The following is a 23237-nucleotide window of genomic DNA, read 5'->3' on the forward strand; positions in this document are numbered from 1 at the left end:
TTATGATACGGAAAAGGAGGCGCAAATGAGAGTGAGTCCATATGTAGCGATTGTGATAGGTTCTAAAAATATGCTTATGAAAGTATATGAAATTTCTGCTGCAAAAGGAATTCGTACGATAGATGAGATCCGTTATGAATATGAACTTGGAAAAGAAGCGTATTTTACAAGAAAGATCACTTTTGCTCAGATTGAAGAAATATGCAGTGTATTAGAACAGTTTCAACAGAGAATGAAAGAGTATGACGTTACAGAATTTCATTGTTATGCAACAAGTGCGATTCGAAATGCTAAAAATCAGGTATCTGTTCTGAATCAGATTAAGGTTCGTACAGGAATTGACGTTATCATGCTCAGCAATTCAGAACTCCGTTTTCTTATGTATAAGGGAATACAGGTGTTAAAGCTGGATTTCAATAAGATTATTGAAAAGAATACCGCAATTTTAGATATTGGATCAGGTAGTGTACAGATATCCTTGTTTGATAAACAGGTGCTTTACATGACACAGAACCTTGATATTGGTACAGCGAAGGTGCGGGAATTCTCAGAATCTGTTGGAAATAATGTACTGGATTACATTTCTGTATTGGAAGAATATATTCAATATGAAGTAGATATGTTTAAGAGTGGCTACTTAAAAGATAAGGATATTAAGAATGTCATTGCCATCGGGGATGAAATCAAGAATATTAATCGTCTTGTGCCGGAACTCCATCTTGAGGATACGATGAGTTACGAGCAGATTCAGTATATTTATAAAAAGATTAAAAAGGCATCCTATCAGGATATTGCTATAAAGTATGGACTTTCTATGGAAGATGCGCGGATGGTACTTCCGTCAGTTCTCGTTTATAAAACATTTTTAGAACGATCAAAGGCAGACACGATTTATATCTGTTCTACGAATTTGTGTGACGGCAGTGTGGTAGATTATGCGCAAAAAATGAAAAAGATAAAAGTTTCGCATGATTTCTATCAGGATATTATCGCTTCAGCCAGATATATTGGTAAGCGGTATCGTTACAGTAAGATTCATGCACAGTATATCGCGGAACTTGCATTGGAAATATTTGATAAAACAAAAAGGTTTCATGGACTTACACAAAGAGACCGGCTGATTCTTGAAATCTCAGCAATTCTTCATGATATTGGAAAATATGTAAATCTAAATGATCCGGGAAAGAATGGATATCAGTTAATCATGTCCACAGAAATCATGGGACTCTCCCACCGGGAAAGGGAAGAAATTGCAAATATTGTTCTCTATAATACGCAGGAACTACCGGATACGGATGAGCTTGAAACCGCTTTTTGGAGAGAAGAATATCTTCGTATTGCCAAACTTTCTTCTATTTTGAGGCTGGCAAATGCTTTGGATCGTGGACATAAGCAAAAGTTTGAAAATTGTTCTATGATGAGAAAAGGACAAGAACTGATTATCACATTAGAAACGAATCAGGATATTACACTCGAGATTACCCGATTTTCTAAAAAAGCGGAGTTGTTTAGCGAATTTACAGGCATCACACCAGTATTGAAGCAGCGGAGAGCATTATAGGGGAGGTAGAATATGAACAAAAGCGTTTTTGATCAACCAGATAACTTTACAAACAGAGAATTAAGTTGGCTGGAATTTAATCAGCGTATTCTTGGAGAAGCAAGAGACCGCAAAAATCCCTTGTTTGAGCGAATGAAGTTTTTAAGTATCACTGCCTCTAACCTGGATGAATTTTTTATGGTACGTATCGCATCTTTAAAAGATATGGTGAATGCAGGATATCAGAAGAAAGATATTGCCGGAATGACTGCGCAGGAACAGTTACGTGCACTTAATGAAAAAATGCAGGCATTTTGTGAGAAACAATATACAACTTATAATCGTGCATTGTTACCGAAACTTTCGGAGGAAGGGTTGGAAATTATTTCTTTTTCGGAACTCTCAGAAAAAGAAATGGACTTTCTCGAAGAATATTTTCACAAAAATATATATCCGGTTCTTACACCGATGGCGATTGATTCTTCAAGACCGTTTCCTTTAATCCAGAATAAAACATTGAATATTGCCGCATTGATAAAAAGCCGCAATAAAGATAAAAAGGAAAAGAAAGAATATGATATCGCGACAGTGCAGGTACCTTCTGTTCTTCCAAGAGTAATTCTTCTTCCCCAGAAAGATGGACCAAAGAGAAAATGCAGAGTCATTTTATTGGAAAATGTAATAGAACATTATTTAGATGTCCTGTTCCTCAATCACGAGATTATCTGTTCAGCGCCTTACCGTATTATGAGAAATGCGGATTTATCAATTGACGAAGATGATGCGGAAGATTTATTAAAAGAAATCGAGAAGTCGTTAAAAATGCGACAGTGGGGAGAAGTTATTAAGTTTGAATATGAAGAGCGTATGGATAAACGTCTTGTAAAGTATTTAAAAAAGCAGTTTAAAGTTCATTCCTGTGATATGTACGCATTTAATGGACCGCTTGACCTTACTTTTCTTATGAAATGTTATGGGATTGAAGGGTTTGAAGACTTAAAAGAGGCTCCTTATATCCCACAGAAAAATAAAAAGCTGCGGGCAGATAAAAATATATTTAATCAGATTCGAAAAGGCGATGTATTGCTGCATCATCCTTATGAGAGTTTTGATCCAATCGTTGCTTTTATTAAACAGGCCGCTGAAGACGAAAACGTTCTTGCTATTAAACAGACACTTTATCGTGTCAGTGGACATTCCCCTATTATAGCAGCACTTGCACAGGCTGCCGAGAATGGAAAGCAGGTTACAGTATTAGTAGAATTAAAGGCTCGATTTGATGAAGAGAATAACATTAACTGGGCGAGAAAACTGGAAAAAGCGGGATGTCATGTTATTTATGGATTGGTTGGATTAAAGACACATTGTAAAATTGCGCTTGTTGTACGAAGAGAAGCAGATGGAATTCGCCGTTATGTGCATCTTGGAACAGGAAATTATAACGATTCTACGGCAAAGCTTTATACAGATACCGGTATGTTCACATGCAGAAATGCTGTAGGTGAAGATGCTACAGCAGTATTTAATATGTTAAGCGGCTATTCTGAACCTGCAAACTGGAATCAGTTGATCGTAGCGCCTATCTGGATGAAAAAGCGTTTTCTTGAGATGATCGCCAGGGAAACACAGAATGCAAAGGAAGGAAAGCCGGCAAGGATTATTGCAAAATGCAATTCTCTTTGTGACCGCAAAATTATTCTCGCATTATACGAGGCTTCCTGTGCCGGAGTACAGATTGACTTAATTGTACGTGGAATCTGTTGTCTTGTTGCAGGAAAGCCGGGAGTTAGTGAAAATATCAGAGTACGTTCTATCGTAGGTACATTTCTCGAACATGCAAGAATTTTCTATTTTTATAATGATGGAAATGAAGAAGTGTATATGGGAAGTGCCGACTGGATGCCTAGAAATCTTGACAGACGAGTAGAAATTGTCTTTCCGGTTGAAGCACCGGATTTAAAAGAAAAGGCAAAACATATACTGGATGTACAGCTTCGGGATACATTAAAGGCACATTGTCTTTTAGAAGATGGTACGTACCGAAAAGTAGATCGACGTGGAAAAGAAGCAGTGGAAGCACAGAAAACGTTTTGTGAAGAAGCGATAGCCGCTGCAAATGAATCAAAAGAAAAAGTACGCAAAAAGCGTACATTTGACCCACTATTTTCACCGCAGGAGGCAGAATGAAGAATTATAAAAGAGTAGTGCTGTTGCTGTGTATCATGCTTTTAACAGGGGCACTTGCAGGGTGTGGATGGAGTAAAAAGGGAAAAGATAAATCTGAAAATAGTACGAAATCTTCTGAAGATAAGGCTGTGGATGAGATTACTCTTGATGGAATGGTTTCCGATGCCCTTTCTAAGATGACATTAAAAGAAAAAATCGGTCAGTTGTTTGTTGTCTGTACAGACTCCCTTGATTTTAATGCAGAAACAGAAGTAACAGAGAAGATGAGAAAGAATCTTGAGGAATATAAACCGGGTGGGGTAATCTTTTTTTCTTATAATTTAAAAAATCGTACCCAGGTAAAAGAAATGATTTCAGATATGCAGAAAACCGCAGAAATCCCATTATTTACAGCGGTAGATGAGGAAGGTGGTTCCGTCGCAAGAATTGCGAACTCTAAAAATATGCAAACGACAAAGTTTCCGTCTATGGCAGAAATCGGAAAGACCGGAGACAGCAAAAATGCATATCACGTAGGGGAAACCATTGGAAAAGAAATTTATGAACTGGGATTTAATCTGGATTTTGCACCAGTCGCAGATATTAATACAAATGCTGAAAATACCGAGATAGGAAATAGAAGTTTTGGTTCTGAGCCCAAAACGGTAGCTGATATGGTCTCTCAGGAAGTGAAAGGATTACAGGCACAGGGAGTAAGTGCTACATTGAAGCATTTTCCGGGACAGGGACAGTGCGGAGAAGATACACATAAAGGATATGTAGAGCTGAATGCAACCATTGACCAATTGCGTGATGTGGAATTTCTTCCGTTTAAATCGGGAATTTCTGCTGGTGCGGATATGGTTATGATATCTCATGTAGCGGTAAGCCAGATTACGGGAAAAGAAACACCGGCATCCCTGACAAAGCTTATGGTAACTGATATATTAAGAGAAGAGCTGCAGTTTGATAATGTCATTATTACCGATGCTATGAATATGAAAGTTATTACAAAGTTTTATGATGCAGACCAGGCTGCTGTCATGGCAATCGAAGCAGGAAACGATATGATTCTTATGCCAGATAATTTTGAGCAGGCATTTGAAGGTGTTTTAGAAGCAGTTAAAGATGGAACTTTATCAGAGAGTCAGATTGATGAGGCGGCAGGTCGTGTCCTTTCTGTAAAGATTAAAAGAGGGATTCTTCCTGAAAGTTCAAAGTTGTTTCGGCATAATGAAGGAAAGTAATCTGTAGGATTCATAAAAAATACTATATAAAATATACGAAAAATTTGTGAATGGTTCTGAATTATGAGAAATGGCTTGTATAGACCCTTATTTTATGTTAGTATACAATCGTTTTAATATGCTAATTAAATTAATTCACTAATGAAATTATGGAGGAAGAAAATGGCGTTTGATATGGAAGAACAGTTTTCTGAAGAATGTGTGGATTCTGGAATTCACGAAGAGTGCGGAGTGTTTGGAGCATATGATTTTGATGGCAATGATATCGCTTCAACGGTGTATTATGGGTTGTTTGCTCTGCAGCACAGAGGACAGGAAAGCTGTGGTATTGCAGTTTCGGATACCAACGGTCCTAAGAAGAACATTCAGGTTCATAAAGGAATGGGCCTTGTCAACGAAGTGTTTAACAGTGAGAACCTTGAGAAGTTAAAGGGGAATATCAGTGTAGGTCATGTCAGATATTCAACCGCAGGTTCAAGTACCAGAGAGAATGCACAGCCATTAGTACTGAATTATTATAAAGGTACGCTTGCGCTTGCGCATAACGGTAATCTAGTGAATGCTCTCGAACTTCGTCAAGAGCTTGAAAGAACAGGCGCTATTTTTCAGACAACAATTGACTCTGAAGTAATTGCGTATCATGTGGCAAAGGAAAGAATTTTTGCTGCAACAGCAGAGGAAGCAGTATTAGCAGCAATGCGTAAGTTAAAGGGTGCCTATTCTCTTATCGTAATGAGTCCGCGAAAGCTGATCGGTGCAAGAGATCCATTTGGTTTCCGCCCACTTTGTATCGGAAAAAGAGATAATACATATTTCCTTACTTCAGAAACCTGTGCTCTTGATACAGTTGGTGCAGAATTTGTAAGAGATGTAGAACCAGGAGAAGTAGTTACTCTGACTCCGAAGGGAATTGAGTCTAACAAAGAACTTTGTTTTAAAGATCCATCGAAGCAGGCAAGATGTATTTTTGAATATATTTATTTTGCAAGACCAGATGCAGTAATTGATGGCGTTGGTGTGTATGCCAGTCGTATTAAAGCTGGAAAGTTCCTTGCAATGGATTCGCCAGTAGATGCAGATATGGTTGTTGGTGTTCCAGAATCAGGTAATCCGGCAGCACAGGGTTATGCCATGGAATCAGGGATTCCTTACGGAACAGCTTTCATTAAGAACTCTTATGTTGGAAGAACCTTTATCAAGCCGAAACAGAGTATGCGTGAGAGTAGTGTACAGGTAAAGTTGAACGTATTGAAGGATGCCGTAAAAGGAAAGAGAATTGTCATGATCGATGATTCTATCGTACGTGGAACAACTTGCCGACGTATTGTTCGTATGTTAAAGGATGCGGGAGCCAAAGAAGTTCATGTAAGAATCAGTTCTCCTCCATTTTTACATCCTTGTTATTTTGGAACAGATATCCCGTCAGAAGATCAGCTTGTTGCATATGGCAAGACTCTGGATGAAATTTGTGAAAGTATTGAAGCAGATACATTAGCTTACCTTCATATGGATCGTTTAAAAGAGTTAAACGAGGGATTACCATACTGTGATGCCTGCTTCAGTGGAAATTATCCAATCGAGCCACCGACACAGGACATCAGAGGAGAACAGGGTTAAAGAGTTCCAAAATCATCATAGAAGTAGTGAATGAAAATATAGATTCTATTTTATAATTTAGAATATAAAGAGAAGAAAAGCGATAACAATTAAGTTACCACAGGAGGTAAAAACAATGTACGACAAATATCAGAGCCCTCTTTCAGAAAGATATGCCAGCAAAGAAATGCAGTATATTTTCTCTCCAGACAAAAAGTTTAAAACATGGAGAAAGCTTTGGATTGCGTTGGCAGAAACAGAATATGAATTAGGTCTTTCCAGCGTGACAAAGGAGCAGATCGAGGAACTGAAGGCACATGCCGATGATATTAACTTTGATGTTGCAAAAGCAAGAGAAAAGGAAGTGCGCCACGATGTTATGTCCCATGTATATGCATATGGTGTGCAGTGTCCAAATGCAAAAGGAATCATTCATCTTGGAGCAACATCCTGCTATGTAGGTGATAATACAGATATTATCGTTATGACAGAGGCTCTTAAGTTAGTAAGAAACAAGCTGGTTAACGTAATCGCAGAGCTTTCCGGCTTTGCTATGAAGTATAAAGATCTTCCTACACTCGCATTTACACATTTTCAGCCGGCACAGCCAACAACTGTTGGTAAGAGAGCAACGTTATGGTTACATGATCTTATGCTTGACTTAGAAGATTTAGATTATGTTATCAGTACAATGAAGCTTTTAGGTTCTAAAGGAACAACGGGAACACAGGCAAGTTTCTTAGAATTATTTAACGGGGATCATGAGACAATCCGTAAAATTGATGGAAAGATTGCAGAGAAGATGGGATTTGATGCATGTTATCCTGTTTCCGGACAGACATATTCCCGTAAGGTTGACAGTCGTGTATTGAACGTACTTTCCGGAATCGCACAGTCTGCACATAAATTCTCTAATGATATTCGTCTTTTACAGCATTTAAAAGAAATCGAAGAGCCATTTGAGAAGCATCAGATCGGTTCTTCCGCTATGGCATATAAGAGAAATCCAATGAGAAGTGAGCGAATTGCTTCTCTGGCGAATTATGTAATGTCTGATACAATGAATCCTGCGCTTGTGGCATCCACACAGTGGTTTGAACGAACACTGGATGATTCTGCAAACAAACGTCTTTCTGTACCGGAAGGATTCCTTGCTATCGATGGTATTCTCGATCTTTATCTTAATGTTGTAGATGGTCTTGTAGTATATCCAAAGGTAATCGAAGCACATCTTATGAGAGAACTTCCATTTATGGCAACAGAGAATATCATGATGGATGCAGTAAAGGCCGGCGGAGACCGTCAGGAACTTCATGAAAGAATTCGTCAGCATTCCATGGCAGCAGGACGTGTTGTTAAGGAAGAAGGAAAAGATAATGATCTTCTTGAAAGAATTGCGGCAGACCCAGCATTTGGAATGACAATGGATCAGCTTCAGGCAATTATGAAACCAGAGAACTTTGTAGGAAGAGCTCCGGAACAAACAGAGGAGTTTGTCAGCGAATATGTTAAGCCTGTGCTTGATGAGAATAAAGATATTCTTGGAATGAAAGCAGAGATTAATGTGTAAACTTCGCATTGACATGCTATAAAGAAATACGTATAATACTAAGGGTTATCGGTAACGATAACCCTTAAATTATGTGAGAATGAAGTAACAGGAGAAGGAACCCTTAAAGTTGGAAAGGTGGTTGTCAGTTGAATAACAAAGATACAAAAGAAACAAATGTGCTTGCGCAAGCATCGATATTGATGGTTGCAGGCATTATAACAAGAATTATAGGGGTATTATACCGAAGTCCATTAACAAGTGTTATTGGAGATGAAGGAAACGGATATTATGGTATTGCAGTGAATATTTATACGATGATATTATTAGTATCTTCTTATAGTATTCCGATGGCAGTTTCTAAGGTTGTCTCATCTAAATTAGCAGTACACCAGTATCGTAATGCACATAAAGTATTTAAATGTGCCCTTATGTATGTTTTGGTTGTAGGAGGGATTGCCAGTCTCATTACATTCTTTGGCGCTTCCATATTAATTCCTTCGAATCAGCCCAAAGCAATTCCTGTTCTTAGAATTTTAGCGCCAACCATTTTTTTCTCTGGATTTTTAGGGGTATTCCGAGGATATTTTCAGGCACATGGAACAATGGTTCCGACCTCTCTTTCTCAGATTATTGAACAGGTAGCGAATGCCGTCATCAGTATTGGAGCAGCTCTTTTATTCATCCATATATTTGCAGGAGGAGACGCAGATAAAGTTCCAGTATTTGGTGCGATGGGAAGTGCAGCGGGTATCGGTGCGGGAGTAATTACCGGACTGTTATTTATGCTGTTTATTTATTCCTGTAATAAAAAGTATTTTAGAAAAGAGATACAGAAGGATAGTTCTGGCGTAGATAGTTCTTACAGAGATATTTTTAAAATTATCTTTTTAATGGTCACTCCAGTGATCTTAAGTACATTTGTATATAATATCAGTACGGTTGTTGATCAGACATTATTTATGGATGTTATGGGATTTAAAAAGATGAATTCCCGAATTGCAGCATCTTTATATGGTGTATTTCAGACAAAATATACAGTTCTTATTAATATGCCTGTCGCTATCGCCAATTCTATGTCTACGGCAATGATTCCGGCGATTTCTTCAAGCTATGCACTGGAGAATTATAAAAAATGTAATACACATGTAAAGGAAGCTATTCATTTTACAATGATTATCAGCATTCCGGCAGCAATCGGGATGGGAGCGCTTGCTTATCCAATCATGGAAGTTTTATTTCCTCAAAAGGCAACGATTGATTTGGCGGTAAGTATTTTACGTGTGGGATGTATCAGTATTATTTTTTATGCACTTTCTACAGTAAGTAATGGTGTTTTGCAGGGAATCGGAAAAGTAAACATTCCTCTTCGGAATGCAGCCATCGCTCTTTTCCTGCATGTGGTGGTGCTTGCTCCACTGTTATACTTTACAGATTTGGATTTATATGCCCTTGTGCTTGCTACGATGTTCTATGCATTCCTTATGTGTTTACTGAATAATTTAAGTGTGCGTAAGTATCTGGGATATCGTCAGGAAATGAAAAAGACATTTATTATTCCAGTAATCTGCTCTGCGATAATGGGTATTTTATGTTATATTTTCTACCAGGGTATTTATCTGATCTTATCAGGAGTACTGGGAAGTTTTATTCATTTAAGGATATTGGTATTTATCTGTCTTATGATTTCTGTGGTATTTGCAGTTATCGTATATTTTGTTCTGGAATTAAAGTTAAAGGGAATTACAGAAGCAGAGCTTCGAAAGTTTCCAAAAGGACAGCTGCTTGTCAGAATGGCAAAGAAAAGTAATTTATTGTAATTAGAATTATTCTTTACTTATAAAAGAAAGTAAGTTATAATGAAATGTGTTTGGGCACTGGGTCAGGCCATGCCCATAAAATACTAAGTTTTTAAAGCTGGGAGGAATGAGCTCATGGTAAAAGCAATTGTAGGCGCAAACTGGGGAGACGAAGGTAAAGGTAAGATTACTGATATGCTCGCACAGGATTCTGATATTATTATCCGTTTTCAGGGTGGCGCCAATGCAGGCCATACAATTATAAATGATTATGGAAAGTTTGCACTCCACACATTACCATCAGGTATTTTCTACGATCATACAACAAGTATCATCGGTAATGGAGTAGCATTGAACATACCTGTACTTTTTAACGAGTTAAAGGAAATAACTTCTAAGGGAGTACCTGAACCTAAGATTTTAATTTCTGATCGTGCACAGATCGTAATGCCGTATCATATTCTTTTTGATGAATATGAGGAAGAGCGTTTAGCTGGTAAGTCATTTGGTTCTACAAAGTCCGGAATCGCACCATTTTATTCTGATAAGTATGCTAAAGTAGGTTTTCAGGTAAGTGAATTATTTGAAGAAGAGGCAGAACTGAAAGAGAAGATTGAGCGTGTAATCGTACAGAAGAATATTTTATTAGAGCACCTTTATCATAAACCGTTAATTGATACAGATGAATTGTATAATACATTAATGGAATATAAAGAGATGATTGCTCCTTATGTATGCAATGTATCTGCTTACTTAGATAAGGCAATCAAAGAAGGCAAGAATATTTTATTAGAAGGACAGTTAGGAACATTAAAAGATCCTGATCATGGAATTTATCCAATGGTAACATCTTCTTCTACCTTAGCTGCATATGGAGCAATCGGAGCAGGTATCCCTCCATATGAGATCAAGAAGGTTGTCACTGTTTGTAAGGCATACAGCAGTGCTGTAGGAGCAGGTGCGTTTGTAAGTGAAATCTTTGGTGATGAAGCACAGGAACTTCGTGTTCGCGGTGGTGATGGCGGAGAATTTGGAGCTACAACCGGAAGACCAAGAAGAATGGGCTGGTTTGACTGCGTTGCTTCTAAGTACGGATGCCGCCTTCAGGGAACAACAGATGTTGCATTTACAGTAGTTGATGTACTTGGATATCTTGATGAGATTCCTGTATGTACAGGTTATGAGATTGACGGAGAAGTAACAACAGAATTCCCTGTAACAAACCAGTTAGAGAAGGCAAAACCTGTGTTAGAAGTACTTCCGGGATGGAAGTGTGATATCCGCGGAATTAAGAAATACGAAGATTTACCGGAGAATTGCCGTAAATATATTGAATTCGTAGAAGAACATATTGGATATCCAATCACTATGGTTTCTAACGGTCCTGGAAGAGATGATATCATCTATCATGGATTTGAGAAATAATACGGATACCAAAGGAGGTAATTCATGAAGATCCTGACAATTGCAATTCCGAGTTACAATTCTATGGATTATATGCGAAACTGTATTGAAAGTCTTCTTCCTGGTGGAGAAGATGTGGAAATATTGATTGTTGATGATGGTTCAAAAGATGATACTCCTGCGATCGCGGATGAATACCAGGAGAAATATCCTGGTATTGTACGTGCGATTCATCAGGAAAACGGTGGTCATGGAGAGGCAGTGAATGCTGGGCTCCGTAACGCGACCGGTTTCTTTTATAAAGTAGTAGATAGTGATGACTGGGTAGATGCGGAATCTTATCAGAAGATACTTGCCTTTTTAAAAGAGGCGATAAAGGAAGAAGAACCGCTAGATATGCTTCTTTCTAATTATGTATATGAAAAGGTAGGAGCGAAGCATAAAAAAGTGATTCAGTATCATTCTATCCTGCCGGAGAATCGTTATTTTGGATGGGATGAGATTGGACATTTCCATGCCAGTCAGAATATTTTGATGCATTCGGTAATTTACCGTACAGAGCTGCTGAGAAGTTTTCATTTTGAATTACCAAAACATACATTTTATGTAGATAATATTTTTGTGTACTGGCCATTGCCATACGTAAAGAAGATGTATTATCTTGATGTGGATTTTTATCGATATTTTATTGGACGCGATGACCAGTCTGTTAATGAAACGGTCATGATTTCAAGAATCGATCAGCAGATTCGGGTGAATGAGATTATGATTGATCTTTATGCGAAGCATGAAAGTACATTTTCCTGCCCGCAGCTTAAAGAGTATATGCTCCATTATCTTGAAACGATTCAGATGGTGACATCTGTACTTTTGATGAAGATGAATACACCGGAATCAGAGAAGATGAGAGATGATTTGTGGCATTATCTGGAAGAAAAATCTCCAGAAGGCTATAAGGCATTGAAAAGTTCGGTTCTTGGAAAGATTTCTAAGTCCCACAATAAGCTGAGTCATAAGCTCACGATGGGAGGATATAAGATTGCTCAGAAATGGATCGGATTTAACTAAAAAGTCTTATAAGAATGATATTTTTCTGATATTATTCTTTCTAATCATCGGGCTGGGAACATTTTCTTTTATGCAGCTACATGGTAAGAGTGGAGCCTTGGTAAAGGTTCGTGTGAATAATAAAGAATTTGGAAGCTATTCTTTAAATAAAAATCAGACGATTCGTATTGAAGAAGATGACTGGGAGAATATTCTTGAGATAAAGAATGGAAAGGCCAGTATGATAAAAGCCGACTGTCCTGATAAGATTTGTGTAAATCATGCCGCAATCAGTAAAAAAGGTGAGACTATTGTTTGTCTGCCTCATAAAGTTGTTATTGAAGTGGTCGACCAAGATGGAACACAGAAAGAGAATCAGATAGATATTATCAGCAAGTAATTTAAATTGATATAATTTATTATTTAACAATGATATACTATGTTGGACACAATATTGTTCTATTTCAAATACAGTATTGTAAAACTACACAAAATAATACTCGAACAATCCGATAAAAGCGAATTTTGTTTGTGTATATTAAGGAAAATGACAAAGTTACCAATCGTTAAAAAGATGACGATTCTTGATTTTGTCATTTTTTTCTTATATTATATAGAATGAATTTTATATCAAATTTGAAATGCTTTTGTAAGAATCTATGCGAAAACTTACGATATTGTGCATGAACTATTTGGTTTAAAAAATTTTAGAAAGAAGGTAAAAAAATGGGACTACTAACATTTAAAGGTGGCCTTCATCCGTATGATGGTAAAGAGTTAAGTAAAGATAAACCAATTACTGAATATTTACCACAGGGAGAGCTGGTATACCCTTTAAGTCAGCACATTGGTGCTCCTGCCGTTGCCTGTGTAAAGAAAGGTGACAGAGTATTAGTCGGTCAGAAAATCGCGGAGGCTGGAGGATTTGTTTCTGCCAACATCTATAGCTCTGTTTCTGGAACGGTAAAGAAGATTGAACCTAGAATGACAGTTTCCGGTAATAAGGTAAACGCTGTTGTTGTAGAGAATGATGGCGAGTATGAAACTGTTTCTTTTCAACCAGTAACAGAAAAAACAAATGAAGCAATTATCAATGCAGTAAAAGAAGCGGGTATTGTCGGACTTGGCGGTGCCGGTTTCCCTACGCATGTAAAGCTGTCTCCAAAGGAACCGGACAAAATTGATACGATCATTATTAATGCTGCAGAATGTGAGCCATACATCACTGCAGATTATCGTTGTATGATGGAAATTCCTGAACAGCTTATTTCTGGTCTTAATATTATGCTTTCTTTATTCCCGAAAGCAAAAGGTGTTATCGGTATTGAAGATAATAAGCCAGAAGCGATTGCTAAGTTGACAGAAATGTGTAAAAGTGAAAGCCGTATTGAAGTAGCAGCATTAAAGACAAAGTATCCACAGGGTGCAGAGCGTTCTTTAATTTATGCTGTGACAGGTCGTGCAATTAATTCCTCTATGCTTCCGGCAGATGCAGGATGTATCGTAGATAATGTTGCAACAGCAATTGCCATTCATGAGGCAATTACCCTTGGAAAACCTCTTTACGAGAGAGTGGTAACAGTAACGGGAGATGCCATTAAAAATCCTGGTAACTTCAAGGTGAAAAATGGAACAAATGCAGCAGAATTAGTAGAAGCAGCCGGTGGATTTAAGTCTCAGCCAGAGAAAGTGATTTCTGGTGGTCCTATGATGGGTATGGCCTTATCTACATTGGATGTTCCTTGCGCAAAAACGTTCTCTTCTCTTTTATGTTTTACAAAAGACGAAGTTGCCGCATGTGAACCAAGTAACTGTATTCGCTGTGGTCGTTGTATTTCTGTATGTCCTGCAGGTCTTATGCCTACAAAGCTTTCAGAGATCGCAGATCATGGAGATTTTGCATTATTTGACGAGCTGAACGGATGTGAATGTGTTGAATGTGGATGCTGTTCTTACATCTGCCCGGCAAAGAGAAGATTAACCCAGTCTATGAAGACAGGGCGTCGTGAAGCGATGGCTCTTCGTAGAAAGAAGAAATAGCATAAGGAGAGGTGAAAAAATGAACGAACAATTTTATAACGTGTCAGCCAATCCTCATGTAAGGGATAAGGCTTCTACACATAGCATTATGCTCGATGTAATTATTGCTCTTCTTCCAGCTACTTTATTTGGTTTCTGGAATTTTGGAGTAAAAGCAATTATCAACACAGTAATCTGTGTTGCTGTCTGCGTACTTGCAGAATATGTATGGCAGCGTTGTATGCACCAGAAAGTAACTGTTAAAGATTTCAGTGCAGCACTTACCGGTTTATTATTAGCATTAAACCTTCCACCGGAAGTACCATTCTGGATTCCGGTTATCGGTGGATTATTTGCGATTATTGTTGTAAAACAGCTTTTTGGCGGTCTGGGTCAGAACTTTATGAACCCTGCACTTGGAGCACGTTGTTTCTTATTAATTTCTTTTGCGGGAATTATGACAGATTTCTCTTATAAGGGATTTGGCGGAAGCTTTGATGCAACAACAAGTGCTACCCCTCTTGCAGCTTTAAAGGCAGGAGAAGCTGTAAACTTAAAGGCAATGTTCCTTGGTAATACCGCTGGTACAATTGGTGAGACTTCTGCTATCTTATTAATTCTTGGTGGAATTTATCTGATTGCAAAGAAAATCATAAGCTGGAGAATTCCTGTATGTTATATTGTAACACTTGGTATCTTTGTTCTTCTTTTTGGCGGACAGGGATTCGATATGACATATCTCGCAGAGCAGTTGTGTGGTGGCGGATTAATGCTTGGTGCATTTTTCATGGCAACAGACTATGTTACATCCCCTATTACACCAAAGGGACAGCTTATATTTGGTATCTTACTTGGTATTCTGACAGGAATCTTCCGTTTATTCGGTGGTTCTGCAGAGGGCGTATCTTATGCGATCATCTTCTGTAACCTGTTAGTGCCATTAATTGAAAAAGTTACAACTCCTACCGCATTTGGAAAAGGAGGTAAAAAATAATGAACGCTTTAATAAAAGATGCTTTAAAACTCGTTATTATTACCGTCGTTGCAGGTCTTGTTCTCGGTGCAGTATATGGAATCACAAAGGGACCGATTGCTGATCAGGAAGCAAAGGCACAGATGGAAGCTTATAAAACAGTATTTCCAAAGGCAAGTGACTTTAAAGAAGTTGATGGATTTTCCGAAGAAGCAGCTTCTAAGATTATTGCAGCAAACGAGAATCCAATTGAAGGACATGACAGTGATGTTATTTCTTCCGCAGTAGAAGCAGTAGATGCTTCTGGGGAGGCACTTGGTTATATTTTCAATATTACAACCTCTAAGGGATATGGTGGAGACATCCAGCTTACTGTTGGTATCCAGTCTGATGGAACGGTAAGTGGATATTCTGTACTCTCTATCAGTGAGACAGCAGGTCTTGGTATGAAAGCCAAGGATGATCCTAGCTGGGGTAAACAGTTTGCAGGAAAGAAAGTAGAATCTTTCTCCGTTGTAAAAGACGGTTCTGGTTCCGGTGATGACGCGAAAATCGATGCCATTTCCGGTGCGACTATCACAAGTAAAGCAGTTACTGGTGCTATGAATAGCTGTCTTGCTTATTTCCAGTCATTAGAAGGAGGTAACTAAGATGAAAAATAATAGCGCTTTAGAAAGACTTTATAATGGTATTATTAAAGAAAACCCTACTTTAGTTCTTATTTTAGGTATGTGTCCTACACTTGCGGTAACAACATCCGCAATCAACGGTGCAGGTATGGGACTTTCCACAACAGTAGTATTAATGTTTTCTAATATGATTATCTCTATTCTCCGTAATTTTATTCCGGATAGAGTTCGTATTCCTGGATACATTGTAATTATTGCATCCTTAGTTACAGTAGTACAGTTCCTTTTACAGGGATATGTACCAGCGTTAAATGATGCTCTTGGTGTATATATTCCGTTAATTGTAGTTAACTGTATTATCTTAGGACGTGCAGAGTCTTATGCAAGTAAAAACGGTCCTGTTTCTTCCTTCTTTGATGGTCTTGGAATGGGTCTTGGATTTACACTGTCCCTTACTATTTTAGGTGCATTTCGTGAATTACTTGGTGCAGGAACAATTTTTGGAAAAACTGTTTTGGCAGAATCTTTCTATACACCGATCACTATTTTCATTCTTGCACCTGGTGCATTCTTTGTACTTGCCTGCTTAGTAGCTGCAAGAAACAAGATTATGAACCGCAAAGTAAAGAATGGCGAAATGGAAGAGATCCCTGCAGGATGTGGTGACTGCTCTTCCTGTGGTAATACCTGCTGTTCAAGTAAGAGTTTCTTTGATATGTCCGTAGACAATAAAAAAGAAGAAACAAAAACTGCTTCTGATGAGAAAGCAGAGAATAAATAGAAAGGGGAAGGATTATGAAAGAATTAATATTATTGATTATCAGTGCAGCTATCGTTAATAACGTTGTACTGAGCCAGTTTTTAGGATTATGTCCTTTCCTCGGAGTATCCAAAAAGGTAGAGACTGCCGGTGGAATGGGAGCAGCTGTAATTTTTGTTATCACAATTGCTTCTTTAGTGACATCATTAATTTATAAATTTATTCTTGCAACACTTGGGTTAACTTATTTGCAGACGATCGTTTTTATCCTTGTTATTGCAGCTCTTGTACAGTTCGTAGAGATGTTTTTAAAGAAATCTATGCCAGCTTTGTATGAATCTCTGGGTGTATATCTTCCTCTGATCACAACAAACTGTGCTGTACTTGGTGTAGCTTTAAACTCTGTACAGTATGGATATAATATTTTACAGTCTGTAGTTTATGGTTTTGGTATTTCTGTCGGATTTACAATTGCTATTGTTATCCTGGCTGGAATTCGTGAAAAAATGGAATACAACGACATTCCAGAGTCCTGGCAGGGAATGCCTATCGTAATGGTAACAGCAGGACTTATGTCTATTGCATTCTTTGGTTTTTCAGGAATCATTTAATTAGGAGGAATAAAAATGAGTATAAGTGGAATTATTCTTGCGGCAGTAGTTGTCGGCGGAACCGGACTTGTTATTTCCATTCTCCTGGGCATTGCTTCCGAGAAATTTAAAGTGCCGGTAGACGAAAAAGAGGTTGCTGTAAGAGAGTGCCTTCCGGGAAACAACTGTGGTGGTTGTGGTTTTGCCGGATGTGATGCCCTCGCTAAGGCAATTGCAGCCGGAGACGCTCCGGTAGGTGCATGTCCGGTAGGCGGACAGCCAGTAGCAGATAAAATTGCTTCAATCATGGGTGTAGAAGCGGATGCAGGTGAAAAACAGGTTGCATTTGTAAAATGTGCAGGTACCTGTGATAAAGCAAAGTCTAAATATAAATATTCAGGAAATGAAGACTGTGTTTCTGCCATGAGTGTACCTGGTGGCGGACCAAAAGCCTGCAGTTTTGGATGTACAGGCTTTGGAAGCTGTGTGAAAGTTTGTGACTTCGATGCCATTCATGTAATTAACGGTGTTGCAGTAGTGGATAAGGAAAAATGTGTTGCTTGTGGTAAATGTGTTGCAACTTGTCCAAAGTCTTTAATTGAGCTTGTTCCATATGCAGCTCCTCACAAAGTACAGTGCAGTTCCAAAGAATTTGGTAAAGCAGTAAAAGAAGTATGTTCAGCAGGATGTATCGGATGTAAGATGTGTACTCGTGTCTGTGAAGCAGATGCAATTACTGTTGAAAATAATATTGCTAAAATTGATTACAGTAAATGTACCGGATGTGGAAAGTGTGCAGAGAAATGTCCTGCAAAGATTATTCTTTAGTCCGTATAGATCAGACTATAGTCTAGATAAAATGTAAGAAATTTAATAAAAACGAAAGAAAAGATGATTTCTCTTAACGAAAATGCAAGAGAAATCATCTTTTTTTCTTCACATTTTTCCTGTATAGTAGTTTGGAAAAGAAATCTGCTGTTGAAGCAGACAAGCTAGGAGGCTTTCGTATGGCTTATCAGAAATTTACTGGAACCTATCAAAGTTCAGATCATATAAACAGAATACATTATTATATTTACGAACCAGAAACAGATCTTAGAGCAATTATACAGATCGTGCATGATTTTGGAGATTGTATAGAACGGAATGAAAGTTTTATCCGCTTTTTTACTGATCATGGAATTATGGTGTGTGGATGCGATCATATTGGACATGGACGTTCTTCCAAGAAAGAAGACTATGGATATTTTGGTGAAAAGAATGGATGGGCTTATCTGATAAAAAATACAAAAAAGTTAACACATTACATGAAAAAGGAATATCCGGATGTTCCGTATTTTATATATGGGCATGGCATGGGTTCGTTGATCGTCCGAATGGATTGTATTCATGAAAAGGGAATCAATGGTGTAATTTTATCTGGAACTAGCGGAAGACAGAAATATTGCCGCAGAAGGCTTTTATTTATCGCAATATTAAAGCGGATTCTGGGAGCACAATATAAAAGTGTTTATCTTCAAAAAGATTTAGAAAAGCGTTTGAACCATCATTTTCTAAGAGAGAGGGATAATTGTTCGTGGCTTGTAGAAGATGAAAAAGAACGAAAGAACTGTTCAAGAATTTACGAAGAATACGTCCCGATTACTGTAGCAGCTTATGAAGATATCTTAAAAATGCTTGCACTTGTTTCTTCTAAAAAGTGGTACCGCTCTGTAAATATAGAGATTCCGATCATGCTGATTGGAGGACAGGAAGATCCGATAGGTAACTTTGGAAAAGGGATTGAAGAAGTACACCGCTATCTGGAAGATAGCTGCCATCGAGTGGAAATGCGGCTTTATAAAGGAATGCGGCATAATATTTGTGATGAAGTAAGGAAAGAAGCCGTATATATAGATATTTTGCAGTGGATGAAGCTGCATCTTAATGAACAATATGAGATATAAAAAGAACATTCAAGTCGAGCAGCCGCGAGACTTGGCGCGTGATTCTGGTCAGCGTAAGCTGACATATTCTTTATAGAATCACTGCGCATCCTCGCGGAGCGTTTATCTCAGTCGGAGATTGGACTCCCACTGAGACAAATTTGCTGTCACTCACCACCTGAAGGGGGTGGGAGTCTTCTCGACTGAGATAAAAGTCATGAAAATAGAATTATTAAAAAAAGCCCTCATAGAATAAAAGAAAGGGCTTTTTTATGCGTTTTTGGGAACTTGGAAATAAAGATGTGATTAACTGTAAAAATGGTCACCGCCTTGGTTGTGTGGGAGATTTAGAAATTGATGTATGCAGATTTTGTGTTACAGATATTTATGTGCCTACAGGTGGAAAATATTGCGGATGTATTGGAAAGAAATCGGAATATCGAATTCCGGTTGGAGCAGTAATCCGAGTGGGAGTTGATAGTATTCTTGTCGATATCGATGAAAAGAAATGTCTTGTAAAATAATAGGTTTTCTGTTATAATAGTCGGCACAATAAATGAAATTATAAAAGCTAGAATACTGGAGGATAAGATATGAAGTGCCCATTTTGTGGATTGGATAATACCCGTGTAATCGATTCAAGACCTGCAGATGATAATTCATCCATACGACGGCGAAGACTTTGCGATGAATGTGGAAAGCGATTTACTACATACGAACGAGTAGAGATTATGCCTCTCACAGTGATAAAGAAAGATAAAACAAGAGAACCTTACGATCGTTCTAAGATTATGTCAGGAATTTTACGTGCCTGCCATAAGAGGCCGATATCTGTAGAACAGATTGAACAGATGGTGAATCAGATTGAGAATGAACTGTTTAATTTAGAATATAAAGAGATTGAAAGTAAACAGATTGGAGAAGTTGTTATGGAGCATCTAAAGACTCTCGAACAGGTAGCATATGTACGTTTTGCTTCGGTATATCGTGAGTTTAAGGATGTAGGAACTTTTATGAATGAGTTAAAGAAGATGTTAGATAGTGGAGAGAACATCCAGAAGTAATAATATTGATAAGCAGAACAGGTATTTGAGAAAGTATTCTCGATACCTGTTTTTTGTTTTAAAAAAAGTTCCGCAAGGATATGTTAGGAGTCTGCCTCTGTTCCATACTTTTGTAAATGAAAAAAATTATTGCAAATATGGAAAATATATGCTATAAATAACCTATAATTACAAAATATTACTGAATATACAATAATAGAAAGTAGGATAGAGTGGAATGGTAGCAGAAGTTTTTAGTGGAATGATACAGGGGATAGAGGGGCAGATTGTACAGATACAGGCAGATATTAGTAATGGACTTCCTAATTTTTATATGACAGGATATTTATCAAACGAAGTAAAGGAATCAAAGGAACGGGTTCGTACAGCACTTCATAATATAGGAATCGCATTGCCACCGAAAAGAATATCAGTTAATTTTGCGCCGGCAGATTTTCGTAAGTGTGGGACTTTTTTTGATCTTGCCGTTGCAGTAGCAATTCTTCTTGCAATGAATCTGATCCCGGAAACATATGTAAAGAATACATTATTTATTGGAGAATTATCATTGAATGGACAGATTCGACCGATATCCGGTGTATTGCCAATCGTTGTTTCCGCTGTAAAGAGTGGAATAGATCGGTGTATCGTTGCGAAAGAGAATATAGAGGAGGCAGCATTTGTAGATCAGATGGAAGTTGTTAGCTTTCAAAGTCTTGAAGAACTTTATTCTTACTTACGCCATGGGTATATAGTAGACAGACATTCAGGTGAGATTACGCAGCAGAAAGAGGCTGACATTAGAGGAATAGTACGTGTAGATGAGAGTATAACAGATAACGCTGCACTGAATTTAGGGGAATGGAATCAGATAACAGATTTTTCTGAAGTGAAAGGACAGAGCATGGCAAAAAGAGCGATGGAAATTGCAGCAGCCGGTTATCATAATTTAATGTTGGGCGGACCACCTGGTGTAGGGAAGACGATGCTGGCATCCTGTATATCAGGAATTATGCCACAGATGACAAAAGAAGAGATGATTGATACGACCATGATCTATAGTGCAAAGGGACTCTTAAAGGAACGTTTTACTTTAATAAATAAACGACCGTTTCGTGCACCGTCCCTTGCAATTACTGCAGCCGGAATGTTTGGAGGAGGAATTGTTCCAAAGCCGGGAGAAATTTCTCTGGCGCATCATGGAGTCCTTTTTCTAGATGAATTTCCTGAATATGCAAGAGAGATAATAGAAATGTTTCGTATTCCTCTTGAGAATCATGCTATTTCAGTTATCAGACAAGAGAGAACTTTAATATTTCCGGCGGATTTTCTTTTTATTATAGCAGCGAATGCATGTCCTTGTGGGTACTATCCCATGGATAAATGCCGTTGTACAAGCAGGCAGATTCTCCGATATCAAAATAGAATCAGCGGACCAATACTTGACCGTATGGATTTATTTGTACGATGTGAGGAGATTGGATATGATGTACTGACCGCATCCTCTAAAGAAGAATCTTCTTCCTCTATTCAAAAAAGAGTTTCCGCTGCATGGGTAATACAAAAGGAACGCTTTGCGGAAAGTTCTACGATATTTAACGGACGCATGACAAAAAGCGAAGTAGAACAGTATTGCCAGTTAGATGCAGAGGGACAAAGACTTATGAAGAAAGCATATTCTGCTTTTTCCCTTACCGGACGTTCTTATTTTAAGATTTTAAAAACTGCAAGAACAATAGCGGATTTAGAACAAAGTCTGGATATAAGAGCCAGACATTTGGAAGAAGCGTTATATTTTCGTCAGAAAGAAAAGGGGAATTTGAATGAAAGATAATGATTTTTATTGGTATTGGTTTGCTAATATTCCTGGGATAGGACTGAAAACACGAAAGAAGCTTCTTGAGTATTTTGCACATCCAAGGTATGTTTATGAAGCTTCAGATTCTGAGATAAAAGTATTTCTTACAAAAAGACAGTGGGAAAGGTTTCCGTTTTCTAAAAACCGGGAGAAATCAGAAAAAGAAGTTCAAAGGTTACAGGAAGAGGGAATTTTTTTTATTCACAGAGAATCTCCTGAGTATGCGGAACGATTAAAACAACTATATATGCCACCAGATTTATTATATTATAAAGGAAGGTTTCCTGATTTCTCAAAGCCTGTTCTGGCAATGGTAGGGGCAAGAAAAGCTACTATATATGGAAGAAATATGGCGAGGGAATTTGCTTCTGAATTAACTGGATACGGTATTCAGATTATCAGTGGGATGGCGGCAGGAGTAGACACATCAAGCCATTTAGGTGCATTGGATGCAGGTGGTTATACCGCAGGAATTCTTGGTGGGGGAATTGATAGTATTTATCCGAGAGAGAATTTTAACTTATATCAGAAAGTTTGTAGAACAGGAGGAATCATATCAGAATATAATGTTGGAATTCCTTCACAAAAAGGAATGTTTCCTATGCGAAATCGTATTATCAGCGGAATGGCTGATGGAGTTTTTGTTGTGGAAGCAGGAGAAAGAAGTGGGTCATTGATTACCGCAGATCAGGGATTAGAACAAGGAAAAGATATATTCGCACTTCCAGGCAGAATTACGGATCGTTACAGTCAAGGTTGTAATTATCTGATTAGTCAGGGGGCTACTCTGGTACGTTCCCCAGAAGATATCGCAGAAATTATAGTGAAAGAGGAAAAAATAGGAAATACAAGGCCGAATATGGAGAAAAAAGAAAGTGAGAATTTTAAATTGCAAAAATTTTTTTGTGAGAATAAAAATGAAGAAAAGATATTCAATCTCATAGATAAAGTTCGACCGGTAACTTTTGAAAATCTTTTGGAAAATAGCGATTTTTCTGCCTTTGAGTTACAACATATTCTCATGAAATTTGAATTAAAAAACATAATTTATCAAATAGAACAAAATGTATACTTGAGGAAAATCTAATTTTT

General features: G+C 37.9%; 20 protein-coding genes. All 20 read left to right on the forward strand.

Annotated features, from left to right (window positions below):
- The first annotated feature begins 25 nt into the window (after positions 1-25).
- The 20 genes from FYJ25_RS10495 to dprA all read left to right on the forward strand — a co-directional run bounded on the left by FYJ25_RS10495 (position 26) and on the right by dprA (position 23232).
- Positions 26-1561 carry a Ppx/GppA phosphatase family protein gene (locus FYJ25_RS10495; protein WP_154581276.1) on the forward strand — a complete coding sequence of 512 codons (1536 nt, stop codon included), beginning with the start codon at positions 26-28 and terminating at the stop codon, positions 1559-1561.
- A 12-nt stretch (positions 1562-1573) separates the two neighbouring features.
- Positions 1574-3727 (forward strand): RNA degradosome polyphosphate kinase, encoded by a 2154-nt coding sequence (locus tag FYJ25_RS10500; protein ID WP_154581277.1) that lies wholly within the window; start codon positions 1574-1576, stop codon positions 3725-3727.
- Positions 3724-4953 carry a glycoside hydrolase family 3 protein gene (locus tag FYJ25_RS10505; protein WP_154581278.1) on the forward strand — a complete coding sequence of 410 codons (1230 nt, stop codon included), beginning with the start codon at positions 3724-3726 and terminating at the stop codon, positions 4951-4953. Before FYJ25_RS10500 ends, FYJ25_RS10505 begins: the two co-directional genes overlap by 4 nt.
- A gap of 162 nt (positions 4954-5115) precedes the next feature.
- Entirely contained in the window at positions 5116-6570 is a 1455-nt protein-coding gene (purF, locus tag FYJ25_RS10510; protein WP_242970682.1) for an amidophosphoribosyltransferase, read from the forward strand.
- A 115-nt stretch (positions 6571-6685) separates the two neighbouring features.
- Entirely contained in the window at positions 6686-8119 is a 1434-nt protein-coding gene (gene purB, locus FYJ25_RS10515; protein ID WP_154581279.1) for an adenylosuccinate lyase, read from the forward strand.
- Between the two features lie 128 nt (positions 8120-8247).
- Positions 8248-9918, forward strand: coding sequence for a putative polysaccharide biosynthesis protein (locus FYJ25_RS10520; protein WP_154581280.1), 1671 nt, complete (start codon positions 8248-8250; stop codon positions 9916-9918).
- Positions 9919-10032: 114 nt separating this feature from the next.
- Entirely contained in the window at positions 10033-11322 is a 1290-nt protein-coding gene (locus tag FYJ25_RS10525) for an adenylosuccinate synthase (protein WP_096239884.1), read from the forward strand.
- Between the two features lie 24 nt (positions 11323-11346).
- Entirely contained in the window at positions 11347-12369 is a 1023-nt protein-coding gene (locus FYJ25_RS10530) for a glycosyltransferase family 2 protein (protein WP_096239886.1), read from the forward strand.
- Entirely contained in the window at positions 12341-12748 is a 408-nt protein-coding gene (locus FYJ25_RS10535) for a NusG domain II-containing protein (protein WP_154581281.1), read from the forward strand. The genes FYJ25_RS10530 and FYJ25_RS10535 overlap by 29 nt, the downstream gene beginning before the upstream one ends.
- A gap of 326 nt (positions 12749-13074) precedes the next feature.
- Positions 13075-14388, forward strand: coding sequence for an electron transport complex subunit RsxC (gene rsxC, locus FYJ25_RS10540; protein WP_021907919.1), 1314 nt, complete (start codon positions 13075-13077; stop codon positions 14386-14388).
- A 19-nt stretch (positions 14389-14407) separates the two neighbouring features.
- Positions 14408-15361 carry an RnfABCDGE type electron transport complex subunit D gene (locus FYJ25_RS10545; RefSeq protein ID WP_096239891.1) on the forward strand — a complete coding sequence of 318 codons (954 nt, stop codon included), beginning with the start codon at positions 14408-14410 and terminating at the stop codon, positions 15359-15361.
- Positions 15361-15990, forward strand: coding sequence for an RnfABCDGE type electron transport complex subunit G (locus tag FYJ25_RS10550; RefSeq protein WP_021907921.1), 630 nt, complete (start codon positions 15361-15363; stop codon positions 15988-15990). Before FYJ25_RS10545 ends, FYJ25_RS10550 begins: the two co-directional genes overlap by 1 nt.
- Before the next feature lies 1 nt (position 15991).
- Positions 15992-16750, forward strand: coding sequence for an electron transport complex subunit RsxE (gene rsxE, locus FYJ25_RS10555; protein WP_021907922.1), 759 nt, complete (start codon positions 15992-15994; stop codon positions 16748-16750).
- A gap of 14 nt (positions 16751-16764) precedes the next feature.
- The gene (gene rsxA, locus FYJ25_RS10560; protein ID WP_021907923.1) at positions 16765-17340 is read left to right on the forward strand and encodes an electron transport complex subunit RsxA; all 576 of its coding nucleotides are present in this window, start codon (positions 16765-16767) and stop codon (positions 17338-17340) included.
- A gap of 15 nt (positions 17341-17355) precedes the next feature.
- Positions 17356-18147 (forward strand): RnfABCDGE type electron transport complex subunit B, encoded by a 792-nt coding sequence (locus FYJ25_RS10565; RefSeq protein WP_021907924.1) that lies wholly within the window; start codon positions 17356-17358, stop codon positions 18145-18147.
- A gap of 179 nt (positions 18148-18326) precedes the next feature.
- Entirely contained in the window at positions 18327-19265 is a 939-nt protein-coding gene (locus FYJ25_RS10570; protein WP_154581282.1) for an alpha/beta hydrolase, read from the forward strand.
- Between the two features lie 251 nt (positions 19266-19516).
- The gene (locus FYJ25_RS10575; RefSeq protein ID WP_021907926.1) at positions 19517-19768 is read left to right on the forward strand and encodes a YlmC/YmxH family sporulation protein; all 252 of its coding nucleotides are present in this window, start codon (positions 19517-19519) and stop codon (positions 19766-19768) included.
- Positions 19769-19837: 69 nt separating this feature from the next.
- Positions 19838-20308 (forward strand): transcriptional regulator NrdR, encoded by a 471-nt coding sequence (gene nrdR / locus FYJ25_RS10580; protein WP_021907927.1) that lies wholly within the window; start codon positions 19838-19840, stop codon positions 20306-20308.
- A gap of 217 nt (positions 20309-20525) precedes the next feature.
- Positions 20526-22121 carry a YifB family Mg chelatase-like AAA ATPase gene (locus FYJ25_RS10585; protein ID WP_154581283.1) on the forward strand — a complete coding sequence of 532 codons (1596 nt, stop codon included), beginning with the start codon at positions 20526-20528 and terminating at the stop codon, positions 22119-22121.
- Positions 22111-23232: a DNA-processing protein DprA gene (gene dprA, locus FYJ25_RS10590; protein ID WP_154581284.1), complete on the forward strand. Its 1122-nt coding sequence runs from the start codon at positions 22111-22113 to the stop codon at positions 23230-23232. Before FYJ25_RS10585 ends, dprA begins: the two co-directional genes overlap by 11 nt.
- Positions 23233-23237: the final 5 nt, after the last annotated feature.

Source organism: Anaerobutyricum soehngenii (assembly GCF_009697165.1).
GTDB lineage: Bacteria > Bacillota > Clostridia > Lachnospirales > Lachnospiraceae > Anaerobutyricum > Anaerobutyricum soehngenii.

Bases quoted from the DNA above. Each gene is read 5' to 3' on its own strand.
- nrdR (WP_021907927.1), top strand. From the start codon at position 19,838: ATGAAGTGCCCATTTTGTGGATTGGATAATACCCGTGTAATCGATTCA.
- FYJ25_RS10505 (WP_154581278.1), top strand. From the start codon at position 3,724: ATGAAGAATTATAAAAGAGTAGTGCTGTTGCTGTGTATCATGCTTTTA.
- FYJ25_RS10525 (WP_096239884.1), top strand. From the start codon at position 10,033: ATGGTAAAAGCAATTGTAGGCGCAAACTGGGGAGACGAAGGTAAAGGT.
- FYJ25_RS10565 (WP_021907924.1), top strand. From the start codon at position 17,356: ATGAGTATAAGTGGAATTATTCTTGCGGCAGTAGTTGTCGGCGGAACC.
- FYJ25_RS10545 (WP_096239891.1), top strand. From the start codon at position 14,408: ATGAACGAACAATTTTATAACGTGTCAGCCAATCCTCATGTAAGGGAT.
- FYJ25_RS10530 (WP_096239886.1), top strand. From the start codon at position 11,347: ATGAAGATCCTGACAATTGCAATTCCGAGTTACAATTCTATGGATTAT.
- rsxE (WP_021907922.1), top strand. From the start codon at position 15,992: ATGAAAAATAATAGCGCTTTAGAAAGACTTTATAATGGTATTATTAAA.
- purF (WP_242970682.1), top strand. From the start codon at position 5,116: ATGGCGTTTGATATGGAAGAACAGTTTTCTGAAGAATGTGTGGATTCT.
- FYJ25_RS10495 (WP_154581276.1), top strand. From the start codon at position 26: ATGAGAGTGAGTCCATATGTAGCGATTGTGATAGGTTCTAAAAATATG.
- dprA (WP_154581284.1), top strand. From the start codon at position 22,111: ATGAAAGATAATGATTTTTATTGGTATTGGTTTGCTAATATTCCTGGG.
- purB (WP_154581279.1), top strand. From the start codon at position 6,686: ATGTACGACAAATATCAGAGCCCTCTTTCAGAAAGATATGCCAGCAAA.
- rsxC (WP_021907919.1), top strand. From the start codon at position 13,075: ATGGGACTACTAACATTTAAAGGTGGCCTTCATCCGTATGATGGTAAA.
- FYJ25_RS10570 (WP_154581282.1), top strand. From the start codon at position 18,327: ATGGCTTATCAGAAATTTACTGGAACCTATCAAAGTTCAGATCATATA.
- FYJ25_RS10575 (WP_021907926.1), top strand. From the start codon at position 19,517: ATGCGTTTTTGGGAACTTGGAAATAAAGATGTGATTAACTGTAAAAAT.
- rsxA (WP_021907923.1), top strand. From the start codon at position 16,765: ATGAAAGAATTAATATTATTGATTATCAGTGCAGCTATCGTTAATAAC.
- FYJ25_RS10550 (WP_021907921.1), top strand. From the start codon at position 15,361: ATGAACGCTTTAATAAAAGATGCTTTAAAACTCGTTATTATTACCGTC.
- FYJ25_RS10585 (WP_154581283.1), top strand. From the start codon at position 20,526: ATGGTAGCAGAAGTTTTTAGTGGAATGATACAGGGGATAGAGGGGCAG.
- FYJ25_RS10500 (WP_154581277.1), top strand. From the start codon at position 1,574: ATGAACAAAAGCGTTTTTGATCAACCAGATAACTTTACAAACAGAGAA.